17 protein-coding genes are annotated in these 20,949 nt (G+C 73.8%); 11 read left to right on the top strand and 6 right to left on the bottom strand.

Annotated elements, in window-relative coordinates:
• Window positions 1-25: 25 nt before the first annotated feature.
• Both OO47_RS03530 and OO47_RS03525 read left to right on the top strand, forming a co-directional pair.
• Window positions 26-2,776: a fumarate reductase/succinate dehydrogenase flavoprotein subunit gene (locus OO47_RS03530; RefSeq protein ID WP_234323069.1), complete on the top strand. Its 2,751-nt coding sequence runs from the start codon at window positions 26-28 to the stop codon at window positions 2,774-2,776.
• Window positions 2,777-3,004: 228 nt separating this feature from the next.
• Window positions 3,005-3,781 (top strand): VOC family protein, encoded by a 777-nt coding sequence (locus OO47_RS03525; protein WP_051715903.1) that lies wholly within the window; start codon window positions 3,005-3,007, stop codon window positions 3,779-3,781.
• A 181-nt stretch (window positions 3,782-3,962) separates the two neighbouring features.
• Here OO47_RS03525 and OO47_RS03520 read toward each other — a convergent pair whose 3' ends face one another.
• A complete protein-coding gene (locus tag OO47_RS03520; RefSeq protein ID WP_030212126.1) occupies window positions 3,963-5,450 on the bottom strand; it encodes an MFS transporter in 1,488 nt (495 codons plus the stop codon).
• Window positions 5,451-5,562: 112 nt separating this feature from the next.
• Here OO47_RS03520 and OO47_RS03515 point away from each other — a divergent pair, with 112 nt between their 5' ends.
• The 5 genes from OO47_RS03515 to OO47_RS03495 all read left to right on the top strand — a co-directional run bounded on the left by OO47_RS03515 (window position 5,563) and on the right by OO47_RS03495 (window position 14,282).
• Window positions 5,563-6,054: a MarR family winged helix-turn-helix transcriptional regulator gene (locus OO47_RS03515; RefSeq protein ID WP_407696271.1), complete on the top strand. Its 492-nt coding sequence runs from the start codon at window positions 5,563-5,565 to the stop codon at window positions 6,052-6,054.
• Between the two features lie 291 nt (window positions 6,055-6,345).
• Window positions 6,346-9,324 (top strand): carbohydrate binding domain-containing protein, encoded by a 2,979-nt coding sequence (locus tag OO47_RS03510; protein ID WP_030212120.1) that lies wholly within the window; start codon window positions 6,346-6,348, stop codon window positions 9,322-9,324.
• 281 nt (window positions 9,325-9,605) lie between these two features.
• Entirely contained in the window at window positions 9,606-11,441 is a 1,836-nt protein-coding gene (locus OO47_RS03505) for a S8 family serine peptidase (RefSeq protein WP_030212117.1), read from the top strand.
• A gap of 199 nt (window positions 11,442-11,640) precedes the next feature.
• Window positions 11,641-12,570, top strand: coding sequence for an AurF N-oxygenase family protein (locus OO47_RS03500; protein WP_030212115.1), 930 nt, complete (start codon window positions 11,641-11,643; stop codon window positions 12,568-12,570).
• 53 nt (window positions 12,571-12,623) lie between these two features.
• The gene (locus OO47_RS03495) at window positions 12,624-14,282 is read left to right on the top strand and encodes an FAD-dependent oxidoreductase (protein WP_030212113.1); all 1,659 of its coding nucleotides are present in this window, start codon (window positions 12,624-12,626) and stop codon (window positions 14,280-14,282) included.
• An 82-nt stretch (window positions 14,283-14,364) separates the two neighbouring features.
• Here OO47_RS03495 and OO47_RS03490 read toward each other — a convergent pair whose 3' ends face one another.
• Together OO47_RS03490 and OO47_RS03485 are read right to left on the bottom strand one after the other, a co-directional pair.
• Window positions 14,365-14,943, bottom strand: coding sequence for a type-2Aa cytolytic delta-endotoxin (locus tag OO47_RS03490; RefSeq protein ID WP_030212110.1), 579 nt, complete (start codon window positions 14,941-14,943; stop codon window positions 14,365-14,367).
• A gap of 123 nt (window positions 14,944-15,066) precedes the next feature.
• Entirely contained in the window at window positions 15,067-15,909 is an 843-nt protein-coding gene (locus OO47_RS03485) for a LysR family transcriptional regulator substrate-binding protein (RefSeq protein WP_030212107.1), read from the bottom strand.
• 63 nt (window positions 15,910-15,972) lie between these two features.
• Here OO47_RS03485 and OO47_RS03480 point away from each other — a divergent pair, with 63 nt between their 5' ends.
• From OO47_RS03480 to OO47_RS03465, 4 genes are all read left to right on the top strand, one after another.
• Entirely contained in the window at window positions 15,973-16,371 is a 399-nt protein-coding gene (locus OO47_RS03480; RefSeq protein ID WP_030212104.1) for a DUF5997 family protein, read from the top strand.
• A gap of 93 nt (window positions 16,372-16,464) precedes the next feature.
• Window positions 16,465-17,424, top strand: a complete 960-nt coding sequence (locus tag OO47_RS03475; RefSeq protein WP_051715862.1) for a universal stress protein — start codon at window positions 16,465-16,467, stop codon at window positions 17,422-17,424.
• 24 nt (window positions 17,425-17,448) lie between these two features.
• On the top strand, window positions 17,449-17,949 hold the full coding sequence (locus OO47_RS03470) for an NUDIX domain-containing protein (protein WP_030212098.1): 501 nt from the start codon (window positions 17,449-17,451) through the stop codon (window positions 17,947-17,949).
• A 111-nt stretch (window positions 17,950-18,060) separates the two neighbouring features.
• A complete protein-coding gene (locus tag OO47_RS03465; protein WP_030212094.1) occupies window positions 18,061-18,855 on the top strand; it encodes a VOC family protein in 795 nt (264 codons plus the stop codon).
• A gap of 18 nt (window positions 18,856-18,873) precedes the next feature.
• Here the strand turns inward: OO47_RS03465 and OO47_RS03460 are convergent, their stop codons facing one another.
• From OO47_RS03460 to OO47_RS03450, 3 genes are all read right to left on the bottom strand, one after another.
• Complete coding sequence (locus OO47_RS03460; protein ID WP_030212092.1) at window positions 18,874-19,068, bottom strand: hypothetical protein; 195 nt, start codon at window positions 19,066-19,068, stop codon at window positions 18,874-18,876.
• 134 nt (window positions 19,069-19,202) lie between these two features.
• Window positions 19,203-19,868 carry an ABC transporter ATP-binding protein gene (locus OO47_RS03455; RefSeq protein WP_030212089.1) on the bottom strand — a complete coding sequence of 222 codons (666 nt, stop codon included), beginning with the start codon at window positions 19,866-19,868 and terminating at the stop codon, window positions 19,203-19,205.
• Window positions 19,861-20,838 (bottom strand): ABC transporter ATP-binding protein, encoded by a 978-nt coding sequence (locus tag OO47_RS03450; protein WP_030212086.1) that lies wholly within the window; start codon window positions 20,836-20,838, stop codon window positions 19,861-19,863. The genes OO47_RS03455 and OO47_RS03450 overlap by 8 nt, the downstream gene beginning before the upstream one ends.
• Window positions 20,839-20,949: the final 111 nt, after the last annotated feature.

Here is a 20,949-nt window from a genome sequence, read left to right as displayed (position 1 = left end):
CCTCCGCACCCCGAAAGGCACCCCCGTGGACACCCCCCTGACCGTCCCCGACCCCGCCGGCGCGACCGAGCTCTCCTGCGACGTGCTGGTCGTCGGCGGCGGGACCGCCGGCACGATGGCCGCGCTGACCGCCGCCGAACGCGGGGCGCGCGTGCTGCTCCTGGAGAAGGCGCACGTCCGGCACTCCGGCGCCCTCGCCATGGGGATGGACGGCGTCAACAACGCGGTCGTGCCGGGCCGGGCCGAACCGGACGACTACGTCGCCGAGATCACCCGCGCCAACGACGGCCTGGTCGACCAGTCCACCGTCCGGCAGACGGCGACCCGGGGCTTCGCGATGGTCCAGCGCCTGGAGTCGTACGGGGTGAAGTTCGAGAAGGACGAGCACGGCGAGTACGCGGTCCGGCAGGTGCACCGGTCCGGCTCGTACGTGCTGCCGATGCCGGAGGGCAAGGACGTCAAGAAGGTCCTCTACCGGCAGCTGCGGCGGCGCGAGATGCGGGAGCGGATCCGGATCGAGAACCGGGTCATGCCGGTCCGGGTCCTCACCCACCCGGACGACGGGCGGGCCGTCGGCGTCGCCGGATTCCACACCCGTACGGGCGAGTTCGTGATCGTACGGGCCGGGGCCGTGATCCTGGCGACGGGCGCGTGCGGGCGGCTCGGACTGCCCGCCTCGGGCTATCTGTACGGCACGTACGAGAACCCGACGAACGCGGGCGACGGCTACGCGATGGCGTACCACGCGGGCGCGGCGCTCACCGGGATCGAGTGCTTCCAGGTGAACCCGCTGATCAAGGACTACAACGGGCCGGCGTGCGCCTACGTCGCCAACCCGTTCGGCGGGTACCAGGTGAACCGGCACGGCGAGCGGTTCGTGGAGTCGGACTACTGGTCGGGGCAGATGATGGCCGAGTTCGCGGCCGAACTCGCCTCGGACCGGGGGCCCGTGTACCTGAAGCTGAGCCACCTTCCGGAGGAGACCGTCGGCGCGGTCGAGTCGATCCTGCACACCACGGAGCGCCCCACCCGGGGCACGTTCCACGAGGGGCGCGGCCACGACTACCGGACGCACGACGTCGAGATGCACATCTCCGAGATCGGCCTGTGCGGCGGCCATTCGGCCTCGGGGGTACGGGTGGACGCGCACGCCCGGACGACCGTGCCCCGGCTGTACGCGGCCGGCGACCTGGCCTCCGTACCGCACAACTACATGATCGGCGCGTTCGTCTTCGGCGACCTGGCGGGCGAGGACGCGGCGGAGTACACGGCGTACGAGGGGGAGCTCGACGCCCGGCAGGTCCTGGACGCGCACGAGTTGATCTACCGGCCGCTGCGGAACCCGTCCGGCCCTCCGCAGCCGCAGGTCGAGTACAAGCTGCGACGGTTCGTCAACGACTACGTCGCGCCGCCGAAGACGGGCGCGAAGCTCTCCCTGGCCGTGGAGGCGTTCGACCGGATGTCCCGGGAGATCGCCGGGATGGGGGCGCGCACGGCCCACGAGCTGATGCGGTGCGCGGAGGTGTCGTTCATCCGGGACTGCGCGGAAATGGCGGCGCGGGCCTCGCTGGCGCGGACGGAGTCGCGGTGGGGGCTCTACCACGAGCGGCTGGACCACCCGGAGCGGGACGACGAGGGCTGGCTGCACCACCTGGACCTGCGCAAGTCGCCCTCCGGGGCGATGGAGTTCACGGCGCGGCCGGTGGAGCCGTACGTGGTGCCGGTGCCGGAGTTCGCGCCGCCGGGCGGTCCGGAGCGGCACCTGGGCGAGGTGGAGCTGGTGCCGGTGGCCACGGCGGGGCCCCGGGAGGCGGTCCCGGCGGCCCGGCCGGCCGACACCGCTCTCACGGGGGTGAAGGGACCGGAGGCGGAGGACCCGGCGGCGACGGCGACCTCTCCCCGGCTGCTCGAACTGCTCGGGCTCGTCGAGGACTCCCCCGGTCTGGACGTGCTCGGTCCGTACCTGGAGGACGCCGATCCGGCGGTGCGGGCCGCCGCCGTCACCGCGCTCGGGGAGACCGCTCCGGCCGGGACCGGTCCGGCGCTCGCCGCACGGCTGCGGGACGGCTCGCCCCGGGTGCGGGCCGCCGCGGCGGTGGCCCTGCGCGAGCTGGTCGAGGTGCTGCCGGCGGAACCGGTGCTCGGGGAAGGGCTGCGGAAGGCCCTCGGGGTGCCCGATCCGGCCGTGCGGGCCGCCGCGCTCGACGTCCTGCGGGCGCTGCGGCTCGGGGACGCCCCGCTGTACGCGGCGGCGCTCGCCGACGCGGAGGTGGACGTACGGGTCGGGGCCGTCCGGGCCCTGGTCTCGGTGGACGCGGTCGAGGAGCTGGCGCGGGCCGCCGCCGATCCGGCGCGCGAGGTGCGGGTCGCGGTGGCCCGGGACCTCGCGGCCGTGCGGGACCCCCGGCCCGGTCCGCTCGCGCCGCTGCTCGACGACGCCGATCCGCTGGTCGGGGGCGCGGCCCTCGCCGCCCTGGCCGGCGCCGGCTGCCCGCCGGAGTACGCGGCGCGGGCCGCCGGCGCGCTCGGCGCCCCCGCCTGGCAGGTGCGGGCCGGGGCGGCGACCGCGCTCCGGGCGGCCCCGGCCGCCCTCGCCGTGCCGGCCCTGGCTCCGGTGCTCGCGGACGGGAACGCGGACGTGCGGAAGGCGGCCGTCCTCTCGCTCCTCGCCCACCGGGACGATCCGGCGGCCCGGGCCGCGCTGGCCGGGGCGGCCGACGACCCCGACGCGGACGTCCGCGCCTACGCGGCCCGGGCGGCGCACGCGGTCCACTGACCCGTGTCCCCCTCAGCTGTCCCGTGTCCCCCTCGGCTGAGCCATATCCTCCTCGGCCGGGTGGTGATCGGCGGCACGTGGGTGAATCCGCGCATGGGGGCCGGCGGAACGGGGAAGGGGCGCACGGCGCACTCCGGACGCAGGGGCACTCTGGTCGGGACGGACGCGCTCTGGACGCAGGACGACGAGGAGGTGGCGCCGGTGGCGGAACCGACGACCGGAGAGGCCATGGGAGCCCCTTGCTGGCTGAACCTGTCCGCACGGGATCTCGGTACGGCGGAGCGGTTCTACGGGGCCGTGCTGGGCTGGACCTTCCGCCGCGGAGCCCTCGGCGACGCGTACGCGGTGGGCGAGCGGGACGGGGTGCCGGTGGCCGGGATCGCGGCGGTGGCGGCGGAGATGCAGGTGCCGGTCGCCTGGACGGTGTTCTTCGCCGTCGACGACGCCGACGCGGCGGTCGCGCGGATCCGGGAGCGCGGCGGCACCGTCGGCGTGGGACCGGTCGCGTTCCCGCCCCGGGGCCGCGCGGCGCTCGCCACCGACCCGGAGGGCGCGGCCTTCGCGGTCTGGGAGGGGCGGCGGGTGTCGCGCTGGGAGATCGGCGAGCGGAAGGCGCCGGCCTGGGTGGAACTGCACACCCGCAACGCGTTCGACGCGGCCGTGTTCTACGGCGGGGTGCTCAAGTGGGCGGACGGCAGTCCGGACTGCTGCGAGGTGTCGTACGAGGACGACCGGGTGGTGCTGCGGCACGGCGGCGAGGCCGTCGCCCGGCTGAACAGCGGCCCGGTCGAATCCGCGTCCCCCCGGCCGCAGCTGCGGCCGCGCTGGCTGGTGCGCTTCCGGGTGCCCGATCTGGCGGCGGCGGAGGCGGCCACGCTGGAGCACGGCGGGTCCGTGGTGCCGGGCGGCGAGTGGGGCGGGGTGCGCGAGCCGGGCGGCGGCGTGCGGCGCGCGGTGGTGCGGGACCCGGACGGGGCGCTGTTCACGCTGGAGGCGGAGGACTGAGGAGGCGTACTTCCCGGACGGTCGAGAGGCGTGATCCCCCGGCCGTCCGAGGGGCGTGATCCCCGGACGGCCGGGGGGGCGTGATCCCGGACGGCCGGGGGGCGTGATCCCCGGACGGCCGTGAGGGCCCCGCCGGCCGTGGCGCACGGTCGGCGGGGCCCTCCGGCGTCCGGCGCCCGGGTCAGGCGGGGGCTTCGGCTCCGGCTCCGGCGGAGGCGCGTACGGCGGCGGTCCCGTTCCCCTCCGTACCCGCGTCCGCCGCGTCGGCGGGGCCGGCGACGGGGCGGGCCGGGATGAGGGCGGCGACGGCCGCGGCCACGAGGCCGACCCCGCAGCCGATGAGCATGGCGACGCGGAAGCCGTCCTCGGAGGGCAGCGCGTGGCCGCCGAGGGTGGTGGTCATCTGGGCGAGGACGACGCCGATGACGGCGGCGGAGACGGAGGTGCCGATGGAGCGCATCAGGGTGTTGAAGCTGTTGGCCGAGGCGGTCTCCTCCTGCGGCACCGCGCCCATGATGAGCGCCGGCATGGCGCCGTAGGCGAGTCCGACGCCGGTGTTGCAGACGAGGGTGACGGCGAGCAGGCCCCAGGTGGAGCCCATCAGGGCGAGGGAGGAGCCGTAGCCGGCGGAGATGACGAGGGCGCCGAGGGAGAGGGTGACCTTGGGGCCGCGGGCGGCGGAGAGCTTGGCGCCGAGCGGGGCCAGGACCATCATCATCAGGCCGGCCGGGGCCATCCACAGACCCATGGCCATCATCGACTGGCCGAGGCCGTAGCCGGTGGCCTCGGGGAGCTGGAAGAGCTGGGGGACGACCAGGGACTGCGCGTACATGGCGAAGCCGACCAGGACCGAGGCGGCGTTGGTCATGAGGACGACCGGGCGGGCGGTGACCCGCAGGTCGACGAGGGGGTCGGGGGTACGCAGCTCCCACGCGCCCCAGGCGAGCAGGACGACGACCGCGGCGGCGAGGAGGCCGAGGGTGGTGGCGCTGCCCCAGCCCCAGTTCGCGCCCTTGGAGACGGCGAGCAGCAGGGCGACGAGGCCGGTGCCGAGGCCGAGGGCGCCGGGCAGGTCGAAGCGGCCGGGGGCGGCGGCGCGACGGCCGGCGGGGACGAGGCGCAGGATCAGGACGCCGACGAGGAGGCTGAGGCCGGCGGCGACCCAGAAGAGGACGCGCCAGTCGGCGTTCTCGGCGACGGCGGCGGAGAAGGGCAGGCCGAGGGCGCCGCCGACGCCCATGGAGGCGCTCATGAGGGCGATGGAGCCGCCCAGCCTCTCCGGCGGCAGGATGTCGCGCAGCAGGCTGATGCCGAGGGGGACGACGCCCATGCCGAGGCCCTGGAGGCCGCGTCCGACGATCATCGGGACGACGGAGGAGGCGAGCGCGCAGACGACCGAGCCGGCGACGAGCGGGACCACGGAGGCGAGCAGGACCCGGCGCTTGCCGAGGGTGTCGCCGAGGCGGCCGGCGACGGGGGTGGCGACGGCGCCCGCGAGGAGGGTGGCGGTGATCACCCAGGAGGCGTTGGACGCGGTGGTGTCGAGCAGCTTCGGGAGGTCGCCGATGAGCGGCACCACCAGGGTCTGCATGAGTGCGGCCACGATGCCCGCGAGCGCGAGGACGCCGACGACGCCTCCGGGTCGGGCGTCGGGCTTGGAGCCGTCCACGTGTTCTTCTCCTCGGGTCTTCACGACGATGCATATGCATCATGCACATTAATTGCTGAATACACAAACTGTGTACGATGCACATCGCATCGCCGCAGGAGAGAATGCCCCCATGGAAAAGCCCGTGGACAAGCCGGTGGACAAGCCGGTGGACAAGCCCACTCACCTGGTCGAGTTCGAGACCATGCTGCTCGGCCGGCACGCGCACCTGTACGCGCCCCGCTCCCGCGCGGGCGGCGGTCAGCTCGACCGCAGCGCGTACGTCCTGCTGAGCCGCATCCGGATGCACGGGCCGATGTCCATCGGGCAGCTCAGCGAGGCCTTCGGACTCGACGCGTCCACCCTCAACCGGCAGACCGCCGCGATGCTGCGCGCCGGGGTCGTGGAGCGCATCCCCGACCCGGACGGCGGCATCGCCCGCAAGTTCCGCATCACGGAGGAGGGCGAACGCCGCCTGGAGGCCGACCGGTCCTCGAACGTCGCGGGCCTGGAGCGCGTGATGGAGCACTGGTCCCCCGAGGACGTCGCCCGCTTCGCCGCCTTCCTGGAACGTTTCAACCGCGACATCGAACGCCTGGAGGGCCGCCCCTGGCCGCGCCCCTGATCGGGGTCCGGTCGCACATTCGGGCAAGCAGGCACAGGAGGGTGGGAAAGTCTCACCGCACCCCCGGGCACAGACGCGCGGACTCTCGCCCGCGGACGCCGCGGGTGCCTCAGCCATGCCCACCGGGGCGCGGCCCACCCTGCCGAAACCCTTTACGCAAGGGACGACCGGCGGTAACTTCCGGCCAGCGCAAGATGTTTCTGCAATTTTCCGATCGCGTTTACAACAGGCTTCGCCCTCCTTCCCGGGCAGAGGTCTGCCCGAACGCGCGTCCCCCGCCTGGAGATTCGGATGACACGCACCCGCCCACGGCCACCGGCGCGCCCCGTCGCCGCCCTGGTCGCCGCCGCCGGCCTCGTCGGTCTCGTCGCCGCACCGCCCGAGACCCCCTCCCCGCGCACCGCCCCCGTCGCCGCCGCCGTCGAGAGCACGGCGACCGTCTACTACTGGACCAAGACGAAGAACTGGACCCGGTACAACCTCCATTACGCGCCCGACGGCGGCTCCTGGACCAGTGTCCCCGGCACCGCCATGGAGGCCGCCTGTACGGACTGGGTGAAGAAGACCGTCAGTCTCGGCGCGGCCGCCGGCCTCCAGGCCACCTTCAACGACGGCGGCGGCACCTGGGACAACAACGGCGGCCGGAACTACGCCCTCGGCACGGGCTCCGTCACCGTCAAGGACGGCGTCGTCGCCCACTCCGACCCCTGCGCCGACACCCCGCCCGCCGAGTCCCGCACGGCCACCGTCTACTACTCCACCGCCTCCCTCGGCTGGTCCACCGCCAACGTCCACTACCAGCCGACCGGCGGCGCCTGGACGACCGCTCCCGGCGTCGGCATGCAGGCCGCCTGCGCCGGCTGGTGGAAGCGGGAGATCGACCTCGGGACGGCCACCGGCCTCAAGGCCGCCTTCAACAACGGCAACGGCACCTGGGACAACAACGGCGGCTCCGACTACGCCCTCGGCGCGGGCGTCTCCACCGTCCGGAACCGGGGGGTGACGGCGAACGCCACCGATCCCTGCGCCGCCACCCCGCCCGACACCCAGGCGCCCACCGCCCCCGCCGGCCTCACCGCGACGGCCGACGGCACCTCCGTCCTGCTCGCCTGGAACCCGTCCACCGACGACCGGGGCGTCACCGCGTACCAGGTCACCCGTACCGGCGGCAGCGGCGGCACGTTCGTCACCGACGTCGGCTCCACGGTCTTCTCCGACACCGGCCTGGCCGAACGGACCGCCTACACCTATACGGTGCGAGCCGTGGACGCCGCCGGGAACGTCTCCCCCGCCTCCTCCCCCGCCACCGCGACCACCGGCGACGAGCCGGCCGGCCCGGCGAACGGCAAGCCCCTGGGCACCGACCCGCGCAAGGACCCGATCTACTTCGTCCTCACCGCCCGCTTCCACGACGGCGACCCGTCGAACAACCGGGGCGGCAGCCAGCACGCCAAGTCGGGCAACGCGGCCAACGACGACCCCATGTTCCGGGGCGACTTCAAGGGCCTGATCCAGAAGCTCGACTACGTCAAGGCCCTCGGCTTCTCGGCGATCTGGGTCACCCCGGTCGTCCTCAACCGCTCGGACTACGACTACCACGGCTACCACGGCTGGGACTTCTACAAGGTGGACCCGCGCCTGGAGTCGGCCGGCGCCTCCTACCAGGACCTGATCGACGCCGCCCACGCCAAGGGCATGAAGATCTACCAGGACGTCGTCTACAACCACTCCTCCCGCTGGGGCGCCAAGGGCCTGTTCACGCCCACCGTGTACGGCGTGCGGGACAGCCAGTGGAGCTGGTACTACGACGAGAAGCAGCCGGGCTTCGAGTACGACGGCCTGAGGGTCGACCCGAAGAGCGGCAAGTCGTACTACAACGGCGACCTGTGGTCGACGGCCGAGCCGACCGGCAACACCTGTGTGAACTGGGGGAAGCCGACCGGCGGGAAGAGCGCCGAGGGCTACACCGTCTACAACTGCCAGTGGCCGAGCCCCACGTCCGGCATGTTCCCCAAGGACCTGTACCACCGGTGCTGGATCGGGAACTGGGAGGGCGAGGACTCCCGTTCCTGCTGGATCCACGAGGACCTGGCCGATTTCAACACCGAGAACCCGGTCGTCCAGAACTACCTGATCGGCGCCTACGACAAGTACATCGACATGGGAGTGGACGGCTTCCGCGTCGACACCGCCGTGCACATCCCCCGCACCACCTGGAACCGCCGCTTCCTGCCCGCCATCCAGGAGCGGGTGGCCCAGCGCCACGGCGCGGAGGCCGCGAAGAACTTCTTCGTCTTCGGCGAGGTCGCCGCCTTCGTCAACGACAAGTGGAACCGCGGCTCGGTGAACCACTCGGCGCAGTTCTACACCTGGAAGGAGCGCAAGGAGTACGCCCTGGACGACACCAGGGCCGCCCTGGAGATGTACGACCACGAGCAGCAGCGGGGCACGGGCGACCAGCCCACCTCCACCAACGCCTTCCTGAACGGCAACAGCTACCACGCGCCCGACCACAGCCGCTTCTCCGGCATGCACGTCATCGACATGCGCATGCACATGAACTTCGGCGACGCGCAGAACGCCTTCTCCAACGGCAAGGACTCCGACGACAGCTACAACGACGCCACCTACAACGTCGTCTACGTCGACAGCCACGACTACGGCCCCAACAAGTCGAACGAGCGGTACGCGGGCGGCACCGACGCCTGGGCCGAGAACATGTCCCTGATGTGGACCTTCCGCGGCATCCCGACGCTGTACTACGGCTCCGAGATCGAGTTCCAGAAGGGGAAGAAGATCGACTGCGGGCCGTCCTGCCCGCTCGCCGACACCGGTCGTGCCTACTTCGGCGCGCACCTCGCCGGCTCCGTCACCGCCTCCGACTTCTCCGCGGTCTCGTCGGCGTCCGGCACCGTCGCCACCACCCTCCAGCAGCCCCTGGTCCGGCACGTGCAGCGGCTCAACCAGATCCGCCGGGCGGTCCCCGCGCTCCAGACGGGCCAGTACTCCACGGAGGGCGTCTCGGGCGGCATGGCGTTCAAGCGCCGCTACACCGACGCGGGCACGGACAGCTTCGCGCTCGTCACGGTCTCGGGCGGCGCCACCTTCACCGGCGTCCCCGACGGCACGTACACCGACGCCGTCACCGGCGACGTCCGGACCGTCACCAACGGCACCCTGACGGTCGCGGCGCCCGGAAAGGGCAACCTGCGGGTGTACGTCCTGAACGGGCCCGGCCGGATCGGCACCGCCGGACCGTACCTCAAGTAGCCGCCGGGCCCTGCCTCACACAACCGCTGGTACGGACCTGGAAGGGGAGGTCGGGGCCCCGGGAGCGGAGGGCGCAGGCCGTCTTCCGCTTCCCTCCCCCGCGGGACATCCGTCCAGGAAATCCCGCCTTTCCGGCGCCATAGGTCAACAGTACGTAACGCGAACACGCTTCTCGGACAGAACACTTCCTTCCGGGGAGCGATTCTGGGATCTTGCGTCCACCCCACACATCACAGGGCCCGGCACGCGCCACAGGCGCCACCGGGCCATCGGAGGACGCAATGTTTTCCCTCATACCCGGCCGGACGGCCGGCCGGTCGAGATCCTCGGCCATCGCCGTCGCGGCCCTCGGCACGATCGTGGCGCTCGCCACCCCCGCCGGACTCGCCCACGCAGCAACGTCGGACACCGCGCCCGTCGCGGCCCGTTCGACGGGGGCGAGCACGGCCACCACCGCCGCGAAGGCGGCGGCTCCCGCAGCCTGGGCCGCGGGCACGCGCGCGTACCTGGTGATCACGGCCCCCGGCGGTACCGCCGCCGTGGCCGGCTCCGTGGCCACCAAGGGCGGTTCGGTCTTCGCGACCTACGACGCGATCGGCGTGATCGTGGCGCACTCGACGTCCGCGTCGTTCGCCTCCTCGATGCGCACGGTCTCCGGCGTGCAGCAGGTCGGCGCGACCCGGACGTCCGACGTCCCGGCCGACGCCTACGCCCCGGCGCTCCCGGCCGACCCGTCGCAGTCCACGACGACGCTCACGGAGTCCAACCGCTGGGACATGACGCAGATCAAGGCCGACCAGGCCTGGGCCGTCACCACCGGTTCGGCGTCGGTGAAGGTCGGCGTCCTGGACACCGGCGTGGACGACCGGCACCAGGACATCGCACCCAACTTCAACGCCGCCGACTCGGCCTCCTGCGCCTACGGCAAGGCGGACACCCGGGCGGGCGCCTGGCGCGACGTCGACACCCACGGCACGCACGTGGCGGGCACGATCGCGGCCGCCAAGAACGGCAAGGGCGTCATCGGCGTCGCGCCGGGCGTGAAGATATCCTCGGTCCGCATCGCGGAGCCCGGCAGCACGCTGTTCTTCGCGGAGAACACGATCTGCGGCTTCATGTGGGCCGGCGACCACGGCTTCAAGGTCACCAACAACAGCTACTACACGGACCCGTGGCAGTTCAACTGCCCGGACAACCTGGACCAGGCCGCCATCATCGAGGGCGTCCGCCGGGCGCAGGAGTACGCCGAGGGCAAGGGCTCGCTCCAGGTCGCCGCCGCCGGCAACTCCAACTACGACCTGGCGAACAAGACGACCGACACGGCGAGCCCCAACGACTCGACCCCGGTCACCCGCACGATCACCAACGCCTGCATCGACATCCCGACCGAGCTGCCCGGCGTCGTGACCGTCGCCGCGCAGGGCAACGGCGGCGCCAAGGCCTCGTACTCGAACTTCGGCAACGGCGTGATCGACATCGCGGCCCCCGGCGGCGACGGCTCCTCGGGCGTCTACTCGACGCTCCCGGGCGGCAAGTACGGGAACATGAACGGCACCTCGATGGCCTCCCCGCACGTGGCCGGCGTCGCGGCGCTGATCGCGAGCGTGAACCCGTCCTTCACCCCGGCGCAGATCCGGGACCAGCTGGGCGTCCAGGCGACCGACCGGGCCTGCCCGTCGGACACCCGCTGCAAGGGCACCGCGACCAAGAACGGCTTCTTCGGCGAGGGCGCGGTCGACGCCCTGAAGGCCGTCGGCGGCTCGACCCCGCCCCCCGGGAAGTACTTCGAGAACCTGACGGACGTGGCGGTCCCCGACAACACCACGGTCGAGAGCCCGATCACGGTCAGCGGCGTGACCGGCAACGCGCCGGCCGCGCTCAAGGTGGGCGTGGACGTCAAGCACACGTACATCGGTGACCTGAAGGTCGACCTGGTGGCCCCGGACGGCAGCGTCTACACGCTGCACAACCGGACCGGGAGCGGCACGGACAACATCGCCCAGACGTACACCGTCAACGCCTCCTCCGAGGTGGCGAACGGGGTCTGGAAGCTGCGTGTGAACGACAACGCGAGCCAGGACACCGGGAAGATCGACGCCTGGAACCTGACCTTCTGACACCGCGCGCCCCCCTGACGGGGCCGGAGCCGCCTCGGCTCCGGCCCCGTTCGCGCACCCGGGAGGAAAGCTTCCGGAAACAAGTCCTCACCGAGGGGTAGGCCCGGGCGGGCACCTTGCTATACGTTCCGTCTAACAAGCTTGCTAGACGGGACGTCTAACAAGCCTCCGAGTCGATCGCGACCCAAGGAGCCGCACCATGGCAAGCAGCACCGTTCGCCCGGACGGCCACGACGGAGCCGAGGACAGGGACGTCTCGGACGCGGACGTCGCCGAGCGGCTGCTCCGGTCCGCGGCCAGGCTCTCGTACGACCCCGCCGCCGAGGTGGACTGGGACACCCCCCTCGACAAGAACTTCCACGGCCAGAGCCCCGAGTGGAACAGCCTCTACGGCACGGCCTACTGGAACGAGATGACCGAGGAGCAGCGCAAGGAGCTGACCCGGCAGGAGGCCGCCTCCGTCGCCAGCACCGGCATCTGGTTCGAGATGATCCTCCAGCAGATGGTGCTGCGGGACATGTACGCCAAGGACCCCACCGACCCCCGGTTCCAGTGGGCCCTGACCGAGATCGCGGACGAGTGCCGCCACTCGATCATGTTCGGCCGCGGCTCGGCGAAGCTCGGCGCCCCCGCCTACCGGCCGCGCCGCGCGGTGCTCGAACTGGGCCGCGCCTTCAAGACGGTGGGCTTCGGCGAGGCCGCGTACGCCGCGATCCTCGTCGCCGAGGAGGTCCTCGACGTCATGCAGCGCGACTGGATGCGCGACGAGCGGGTCGCCCCCTTCGTGCGCACCATCAGCAACATCCACGTGGTCGAGGAGTCCCGGCACATGAAGTTCGCCCGGGACGAGACGCGCCGCCGCCTCGCGCGGGCGAGCACGGCCCGCCGGCACTTCCACGCCCTGGTCGTCGCCATCGCCTCGTACTACATCGTCACCAGCATGGTCAGCCCCGACGTGTACGTACAGGCCGGACTCGACCCGGAGCGGGCGCGCCGCGAGGCCGCGGCCAACGAGCACTACAAGTCCCAGCTGCGCTCCAGCTGCGCCGGGCTCATGGAGTTCCTCGCCTCGGCCCGGCTGCTCACCCGGCCCGCGCTCCTCATCTACAAGCGCGCCAGCCTGATCTGAGCCCGCGTCCGCACCCCCCTGCCCGCACCCCGCACCCGAACCGAGTCGACGAGATGACCTACGCGATCACCCAGACCTGCTGCAACGACGCGACCTGCGTCGCCGTCTGCCCGGTCAACTGCATCCACCCGACGCCCGAGGAACCGGACTTCGGCACCACGGAGATGCTGTACGTCGACCCCAGGGCCTGCATCGACTGCGGCGCCTGCGCCGACGCCTGCCCGGTCGACGCCGTCTTCCCGGCCGACCGCCTCACCGGCCGGCTGCGGGAGTACGAGGCGATCAACGCGGAGTACTACGCGGACCGTGAGCCCGGCCCGGCCGTGGCCTCGCCCAACTTCCACACCTGGGGCGAGCCCTCCTTCCCGCGCTCGCTCCCGTCCGACTTCGCCCCGCTGCGGATCGCGGTCGTCGGCACGGGACCGGCCGGCATGTACGCCGCCGAGGACCTGCTCCTGCACACCAACGCCGAGGTGACGCTGATCGACCGGCTGCCGGTGGCCGGCGGTCTCGTCCGCTACGGCGTGGCGCCCGACCACCCGGCGACCAAGGGCGCCGGGGAGTCCTTCGCCCGCTTCCACTCCCACCCCCGCGTCCGGATGCGGCTCGGCGTGGAGATCGGCAGGGACGTCACCGCCGAGGAACTGGCCGCCCACCACGACGCGGTGGTCTACGCGGTGGGCGCGCCCTCCGACCGGCGGCTCGGCATCCCCGGCGAGGACCTGCCGGGCAGCGTCTCCGCGACCTCCGTCGTCTCCTGGTACAACGCGCACCCGGAGACCGGCGCGGACGCCGTCCCGCTCTCCGCCGAGCGGGTCGTCGTGGTCGGCAACGGCAACGTGGCGCTCGACGTGGCCCGTGTCCTCGTCATGGACCCAGCCGCCCTCGCCGGCACCGACATCGCCGACCACGCCCTCGCCGCCCTGAGCGGCAGCCGGGTCCGCGAGGTGGTGCTGCTCGGCCGCCGGGGCCCCGAGAACGCCGCGTACACGGCCTCCGAACTCCTCGCCCTCAAGCACCTCCCGGACGTGGACCTGGTCGTCGACGAACGGGACCCGCGCACCGGCGCCGCGATCGACGCGGCGGCGGCCGGGGAGAAGGCGGCGCTCCTCCGGGACGTGGCCCGCGAGGCGGTGGACTGGACGCGGTCGCCCGCGCGGGACCGGCGCCGGATCGTGCTCCGCTTCCACTCCGCGCCGGTCGAGGCGCTCGGCACCGACGCGGTACGGGCGGTCCGGGTGACCGGGGACGGGCCGGAGTCCGGTACGGAGATCGGGGCGGGGCTGCTGGTCAGGGCGGTCGGCTACCGGGGCGTGCCGCTCCCGGGGCTTCCGTTCGACGAGGCCACCGGCACCGTGCCGCACGAGGCGGGGCGGATCAGCGGCCTGCCGGGCGGTTACGTCGTCGGCTGGATCAAGCGCGGGCCCTCCGGCGGCATCGGCGCCAACCGGGCGTGCGCGGAGGAGACGGTCGGGACGCTGCTCGCGGACGCGGTCGCGGGGGCGCTGCCGAAGCCGACGGGCACCTCGGCGGAGTTCCGCAGGCTGGCCAGGAGCCGCAGCAAGGGGCTCGTGGACGCGCGCGGCCTCGCGGCCATCGACCGGACCGAGCGGGCGCGGGGCCGGGACGCGGGCCGCCCCCGGGTCAAGCTGGCGACGATGCCGGAGCTGGTGGCGGCGGCGCGGGGCGGCCGCTGGCGCAGGCCGGTCTGAGGACGGCACGTCCTCCCGGACCGGTACGGGGGTCCGGCCCGGGACGGCGGGCCGGCGGTGGCGGGTGCGGACGGGCGGTCCGTCAGGCCGCGAGGCCCAGGGCCTGGCGGATCACGATCGCGTTCAGCCGCACCGCGAAGGGCGCGACGTCCGTCAGGTCGAGCGCGACGGCCTCCGCCTTCGGCAGCCCGACGGTCACGTCCACGCAGAAGGCCAGGGCGTACATGTGCTCCCCGGTCTCCTCGTCCTGGAGGGCGAAGAACAGGTCCCGGTAGAAGCGGGTGCGCTCCCCGGACTCCTCGTAGAAGGAGAGTCCGGGCTGCCCCTCCTGGGCGGCGAGGCCCGTGAAGGCCGCGACGAGCTCCCGCTCGACGGTGGCCCAGAAGCCGGCGTCCGCGCACTCGGGCGGGAGCGCCTGCCGGACGGCCTCCTTGAGGGAGAGGACCATGACGAGGACGGGGGCGTGCTCCTGGAGCCCCCAGCCCCTGACCATCCGCACCACGGTGCTGTCGGGGACGGCGGCGGCCGCCTCCCGTATCGCCTCGAAGTCGAAGTTGACGGTCGCCGGGGCGATCGCCTCCTGGAACACGCGGTCGATGGACCGGGCCTGGTCGAGGTGGTCCGGGCCCACCTCGACGACGGTCCTGAAACTGGCGGCCAAAGCTCCTCCTGTGTGATCGGTGTGATCGGTGTGATCTCGGTGATCAGGAGGGGTCAGTATGGCGAGCGAGCGCGGTACGGGCGGGGCGTGTCCGGCGTACGGACGCGCCGGCCCGGACGGCGCTCAGGACCTGCGGCGGGGCTTTCCGCTCCGGCCGCCGCGCGCGGAGCCCCCGGTGCTCCCCCTGCGGGCCGCGGGCCGTCCCGACGTACGGGAACCGGCCCCGGGCTTGCCGGACTTGGCGGGCTTCCCGGACGCGGACCCGGTGGACTTCTGTTCCTTCCGGCCCTTCTTCTCCTCCGCGCGGCGGCCCCGGGTGCTGTTCACCGTCCGGCCCCGCACGATGCCGATGAACTCCTCCACCAGGTCGGGGGCCTCGTCGGCGGCCGGCCACGACAGGGCGACGCGCGACTGCGGGACGCTGGTGAGGGTCCGGTAGGTGAGGTCCTTGCGGTGGTGCAGCCGGGCGAGCGACTGGGGGACGACGAGCAGGCCGACCCCGGCCGCGACGAGTTCGATCGCGTCGGCGGTGGTGGCGGGACGCTCGAACGCCGGGCGGCCCGGCGGGCGCTCCCAGCCGAGGGTGTCGTCGAGGGGGTGCAGGACGAGTTCGTCGGCGAGGTCCTCCGCCGCCACCTCCTCGACCGCCGCGAACAGGTGGTCCTTGGGGACGACGACGACCGTCGTCTCCGTGTAGAGCGGGATCGCGCTGAGGTCGTCCCCGTCGACGGGGAGCCGGACGAGGCCCGCGTCCGCCGCGCCCTCCCGGAGCGTGCCGAACGCCTCGGCCGGGGTCACGGCGTGGAGGGCCAGCGGTACGTCGGGCAGGCGCTCGTTCCAGATCCGCACCCACTTCGAGGGGGTCACGCCCGGCACGTACGCGAGCCGGAACGAGGGGGTCTCCGGGGAGGAGCCGGAGGAGGAGTCCGGGGTGGGGTCCGAGGGGGAAGCGTCCGTGCCTGTCACTCCGCCAGGTTACCGGTAGCCGCCGTGGTCGGAGTCCGTCCGCATGCTCGATACCCTGGTCGTATGACGTCGCACCAGAACACCCAGACGATGAAGCCCGCGACCGCGGCGAAGAAGCTGGGTGTGTACCTCGAGGCCACCCCCGCGGAGTTCCAGGAGGGTGTCGTCTCGCGCACCGAGCTGAACGAGCTCCAGGCCGACCCGCCCGCCTGGCTCCAGGAGCTCCGGAAGAACGGTCCGCACCCCCGCCCGGTGGTCGCGTCGAAGCTGGGCGTCTCCATCGCCGGCCTCGCGCGCGGCGGCATCACCGAGCCCCTCACCACCGAGCAGATCGACGCGCTCAAGCAGGAGTCCCCCGAGTGGCTCCGGAAGGAGCGGGCCACCCAGGCGGAGGTCCGCAAGGAGACCGCCCGCATCAAGGAGCGCGACGCGGAGCGGGCGCGCCGCGCGCAGGAGGCCTGACCTTCCCGCCCGTTCCCCGCTCCCCTTCCTCCGGCCCGGTCACGACCGGGCCGGACCGGTGTGGCGCGGGGACCGGTGAGGGAGTCATCCCTCATGAGCGATCACCCCCTCGCGAGGGACACGAGCACCGCGCACCGGCCGCCGGTCGTCGTCGGCGTGGACGGGTCCGAGCACGGCCTGCGGGCCCTGGAGTGGGCCCTGGGCACCGCCGAGAGCACCGGGTCCCCGCTGGTCGTGGCCCACGTCCGTCCCGAGGAGCTGCAGCTCGGCAGCGCCCGCGTCGAGTCCCTGGGCGGGGCGCCGGAGCTTCCCGACACGGTGTTGAACGGCGTGGCGGCCGGGATGGAGCGGCGGGGGACGCGCGTCCCCGTGCGGTACGAGTCCCTCGACGGGTCCGTGACCGACGCCCTGGCGGCGGTCGCCCGGGGCGCCCGGCTCCTGGTGACCGGCTCCCGGGGCCGCGGCGGCTTCGCGAGCCTGCTGCTCGGCTCGACGAGCCGCACCCTGGCCGCGAGCGCGCCCTGTCCGCTCGTCGTCGTCCCGCACGAGGCCCGTACGGCCGCCCCGGAGGGCGGACCGGGAGCGGGCCGGGTGCTCATGGGCCTGCACCCGGAGGAATCCCCGGACGAGGTGCCGGCCTTCGCCTTCGAGGAGGCGCACCACCGGGGCGTGCCGCTGGAGGCCGTGACCGCCTTCCGGCTGCCCCCGCCGCAGGGCGCCCTGCTCGCCGCGCCGTCCCCGGCCCTCCAGGTGCCGCCCCCGCTGCCCCTGGCGGACGACGCCGAGGAGCTCGTACGGGGGGCGGAGCGGGAGCAGGAGGAGCGGCTGCGGCCCTTCGCGGCGCGGTGGCCGGACGTGGAGCTGCGTCCGGTGGTGGTGCCGGGGGACGCGGTGGGGCGGCTCGTGGAGGGCTCGCGGGACGCGGGCCTGCTGGTCGTGGGGCGGCACCACCGGCACCGCCTCGGCTCGCTGCTCGTCGGTTCCGTCGCCCACGCGGTGCTGCACGAGGCCCACTGCCCGGTGGCGGTGGTGCCCCCGGCGCCCGCCGGGTGAGGGCGCGCTGGTAGAAGGAGTGCCATGACCGCCTTCGAGCACGCAGCCGCAGCCCGGCGCAACGTCCAGCCGCCGCCCGCCCACGCCTCCCTCGGAGCGGGGGTCGTCGTGACCGACGCCTCCGGCCGGGTGCTGCTCGGGCTCCACCGCTCCGGGGTGTGGGAGCTGCCGGGCGGCAAGGTCGAGCCGGGCGAGTCCGTGGAGGCCGCGGCGGCCCGCGAGCTGGCCGAGGAGACGGCGCTGGTCGCGGACGCGGCCGAGGTGGAGGTCCTGGGGCTGATCCTGGACTCGGTCACCTCCGGCCGCATGACCCGGATGACCGTGGCCACGACGGTGGGCGCCTTCCGCGGGACGCCGGCCGTGACCGAGCCCGACAAGATCGAGCGCTGGGAGTGGACGGACCCGGACCGGCTGCCGGAGGCGCTGTTCCTGCCCTCGGCGCAGGTGCTGCGGATGTGGCGGCCGGACCTGCCGATCCCCGGCGGCCCGTTCCACCGGTACGCGATGGGCCCGCTGCCCGGCTGACCTCCGGCCCGGCGCTCCGGTGCCGCTCCGCGTCGCCGCGCGGGGTGCGGCGGCCCTGACTAGCGTGGCTCACAGGAAGCGGACGTCATCGACCGGAGGAGAGTCACCGTCATGGCCGCACGACCTGAAGGCACGCCGATCTGGACCGACGCGATGTTCACCGACGCCGAGGCCGCCAAGACGTTCTACGGCGACGTGCTCGGCTGGACCTTCGCCGAGGCCGCCACGGAGTTCGGCGGCTACACCCAGGCCTCCAAGAACGGGAAGGCGGTCGCGGCCGTCGTCCCGCCGATGCCGGGGCAGGACACCCCGCCGCAGTCGGCCTGGTGTCTCTACTTCTCCTCGCCGGACGCCGCCGCCACGGCGGAGCGGATCCGGACCGCGGGCGGCACCGTCCTGATGGAGCCGATGCGGATCGGCGAGTTCGGGACGATGTGCCTCGCGCGGGACCCCGCGGGCGTCGTGTTCGGCGTCTGGCAGCCGGGGACGCACGAGGGCTTCGAGCTGGAGGGCGAGACCGGCTCGTACGCCTGGGCGGAGGTGTTCACCCGGGAGCCGGAGAAGTCCGACGCCTTCTTCACGTCCGTCTTCGGCTACGGCTCGAAGCGGATGAAGGACCAGGAGGTCGACTACCGGGTCTTCGACCTGGGCGACGACCCGGTCCTCGGACGGATGACGATGACCGACGACTTCCCGCCGGAGGTCCCCTCGTACATCCAGATCTACTTCGCCGTCGACAACTGCGACAAGGCGGTGGAGGCGGCGGAGCGGCTCTCCGGGCGGAAGGTCTTCGGGCCGGTGGACAGCCCGTTCGGCCGGTTCGCCGCGATCCTGGACCCGCAGGGGGCCGCCTTCGCCGTGATCGACATGAGGACCACGGTGGGCGAGATGCCCGAGATGGAGTGACCGCCCCGGGCCCGGGTGTCACGGCTTGAGGCTGGAGACCACGTCGGCGGTGGCGGCGACCCCCTCGTGGATGGTGGGCGCCATGCTGGTGCCGGCGAGGAAGAAGCCGAGCAGGGCGCAGACGATCGCGTGCGAGAGCTTGAGACCGCCGTTCCGCAGGAAGATCACGGCCAGGATCAGCAGGAGCAGCACCACAGAAATGGAAACGGCCATCGCCTTCACGTCCCTCCGACGCCGCACCGGAATTGCGGCTTTCGGCGGACAGTGTGGCGGAATGAGCGCTCCGTCCGGGCGTACGGCGGGGCGGCCATCCGGGTGAGATCCGGTCCGGGGCCCCGCCGGGGCGGTCACTTCCCGGCCGGCAGGCAGTCCTTCCACTCCACCGTGCGGTCGCACCAGCGGTTCAGGAGGACGCGGTCGTGCCCGACGGCGAGGAGGCCCGCGCCGGTCTCCGCGCGGTAGGCCTCGACGGCGGCGACCAGGGCGGCCGTGGTGGAGGCGTCGAGCATGGCGGTCATCTCGTCGCAGATCAGCCAGCGGGGGCGCAGGGTGAGGGCGCGGGCGAGGCAGGCGCGCTGGAGCTGTCCGTCGCTGACCTCGTGGGGACGGCGGACGAGCAGGTCGGGGGTGAGGCCGACGGCCGGAGCCAGCTCGGCCAGGCGCGCGTCGGCCTCGGCGCGGCGGCCGGTGGCGCGCAGCGGTTCCACGACCAGGTCGGCGAGGGTGAGCCGGGGGTCGGCGGCGGTGCGGGGCTGCTGGAAGACGACGCCGACGGCGGTGCGCAGCTCGCGCGGGGCGCGGTGGCGCCAGGCCCGTACCTCGGTGCCGTCCAGGACGAGCCGGCCCGCGTCGGGGCGGTGGAGGAGGGCGGCGACCCGGGCGAGGGTGGACTTGCCGCAGCCGCTGGGGCCGAGGAGGCCGACGGACTCGCCGGGGGCGACGGTGAGGGAGGCGCCCCGGACAACGGGGGCGCGGCGGTCGTAGCCGGCGGTGACGGCGTCGAGTTCAAGCACGGGGGCGCTCCGGGTGGTGGCAGGCCACCCCGGCCGCGGGCTCGGGGCGGGTGGCGCAGAGGTCGGTGGCGCGCGGGCAGCGCGGGGCGAAGGCGCAGCCCCCGGGCAGGTCGGAGAGCTCCGGCGGCATGCCGGGGATCGGGGCGAAGGCCCGGTCGGGCAGGGCGTCGAGCAGGCCGCGGGCATAGGGGTGGCGGGGTCCGGCGGGGCCGAAGAAGCGGTGGGCGGGGGCGATCTCCACGATCCGGCCCGCGTACATGACGGCGACCCGGTCCGCGATCCGCTCGGCGGCGGCCAGGTCGTGGGTGATGAGGAGCAGGGCGCGGCCGTCGTCGGCGTGGCGGCGCAGTTCGTCCACGGTGCGGTCGACGAGGTCGCGGTCGAGGCCGGTGGTGGGCTCGTCGGCCAGCAGCAGCCGGGCGTCGCCGATGAGGGCGAGGGCGGTGGCGGCGCGCTGGGCGAGGCCGCCGGAGAGCTCGTGCGGGTGGCGGTCGAGGTGGTCGGCGGGGAAGGCGGTCCGCCCGGCCGCTTCCTCGGCGGCCGCGCGCCGGACGCGGCGGGAGGTGCCGGTGAGGGCCCGTACGGTCTCCTCGAGCTGGGACCGTACGGTGCGGACGGGGGTGAGGTGGGCGGCGGGGCTCTGCGGTACGAGTCCGGCGCGGCGGCCCCGTACGGTGCGGGCGAGGGTCTTCTCGTCGGCGGCGAGCAGGTCGGTCCCGTCCTGGCCGTCGGGGCTCACGAGCAGGGCCGTGCCGGAGGTCTCGGCGTTGCCCGGGAGCAGGCCGAGGAGGGCGGAGGCGAGGACGGACTTGCCGCAGCCGCTCTCGCCGACGAGGGCGAGGCACTCCCCCGCCGCGAGGTCGAAGTCGGCGTCGCTGACGGCGTCGACGGTCCGGCCGCCGCGCAGCCGGAAGCGGACGGTGAGGCCGCGGACGCTGAGGACGGCGTCCTCGGCCCGCCCGGCGGTCACGGCGTCGAGCGCGCGGAGGAGCTTGTCCTCCGGGACACCGGGGACACCGGGGGTGCCGGGGGTGTCGAGGGTGCCGGAGGCTCCGGGGGCACCAGGGGTGCCGGGAGTCTT

The sequence above is a fragment of the Streptomyces bikiniensis genome (assembly GCF_000716625.1).
Taxonomy (GTDB): domain Bacteria; phylum Actinomycetota; class Actinomycetes; order Streptomycetales; family Streptomycetaceae; genus Streptomyces; species Streptomyces bikiniensis.
The sequence above is the reverse complement of the archived record's forward strand: the minus strand, read 5'-3'. Positions and strand labels throughout refer to the sequence as shown.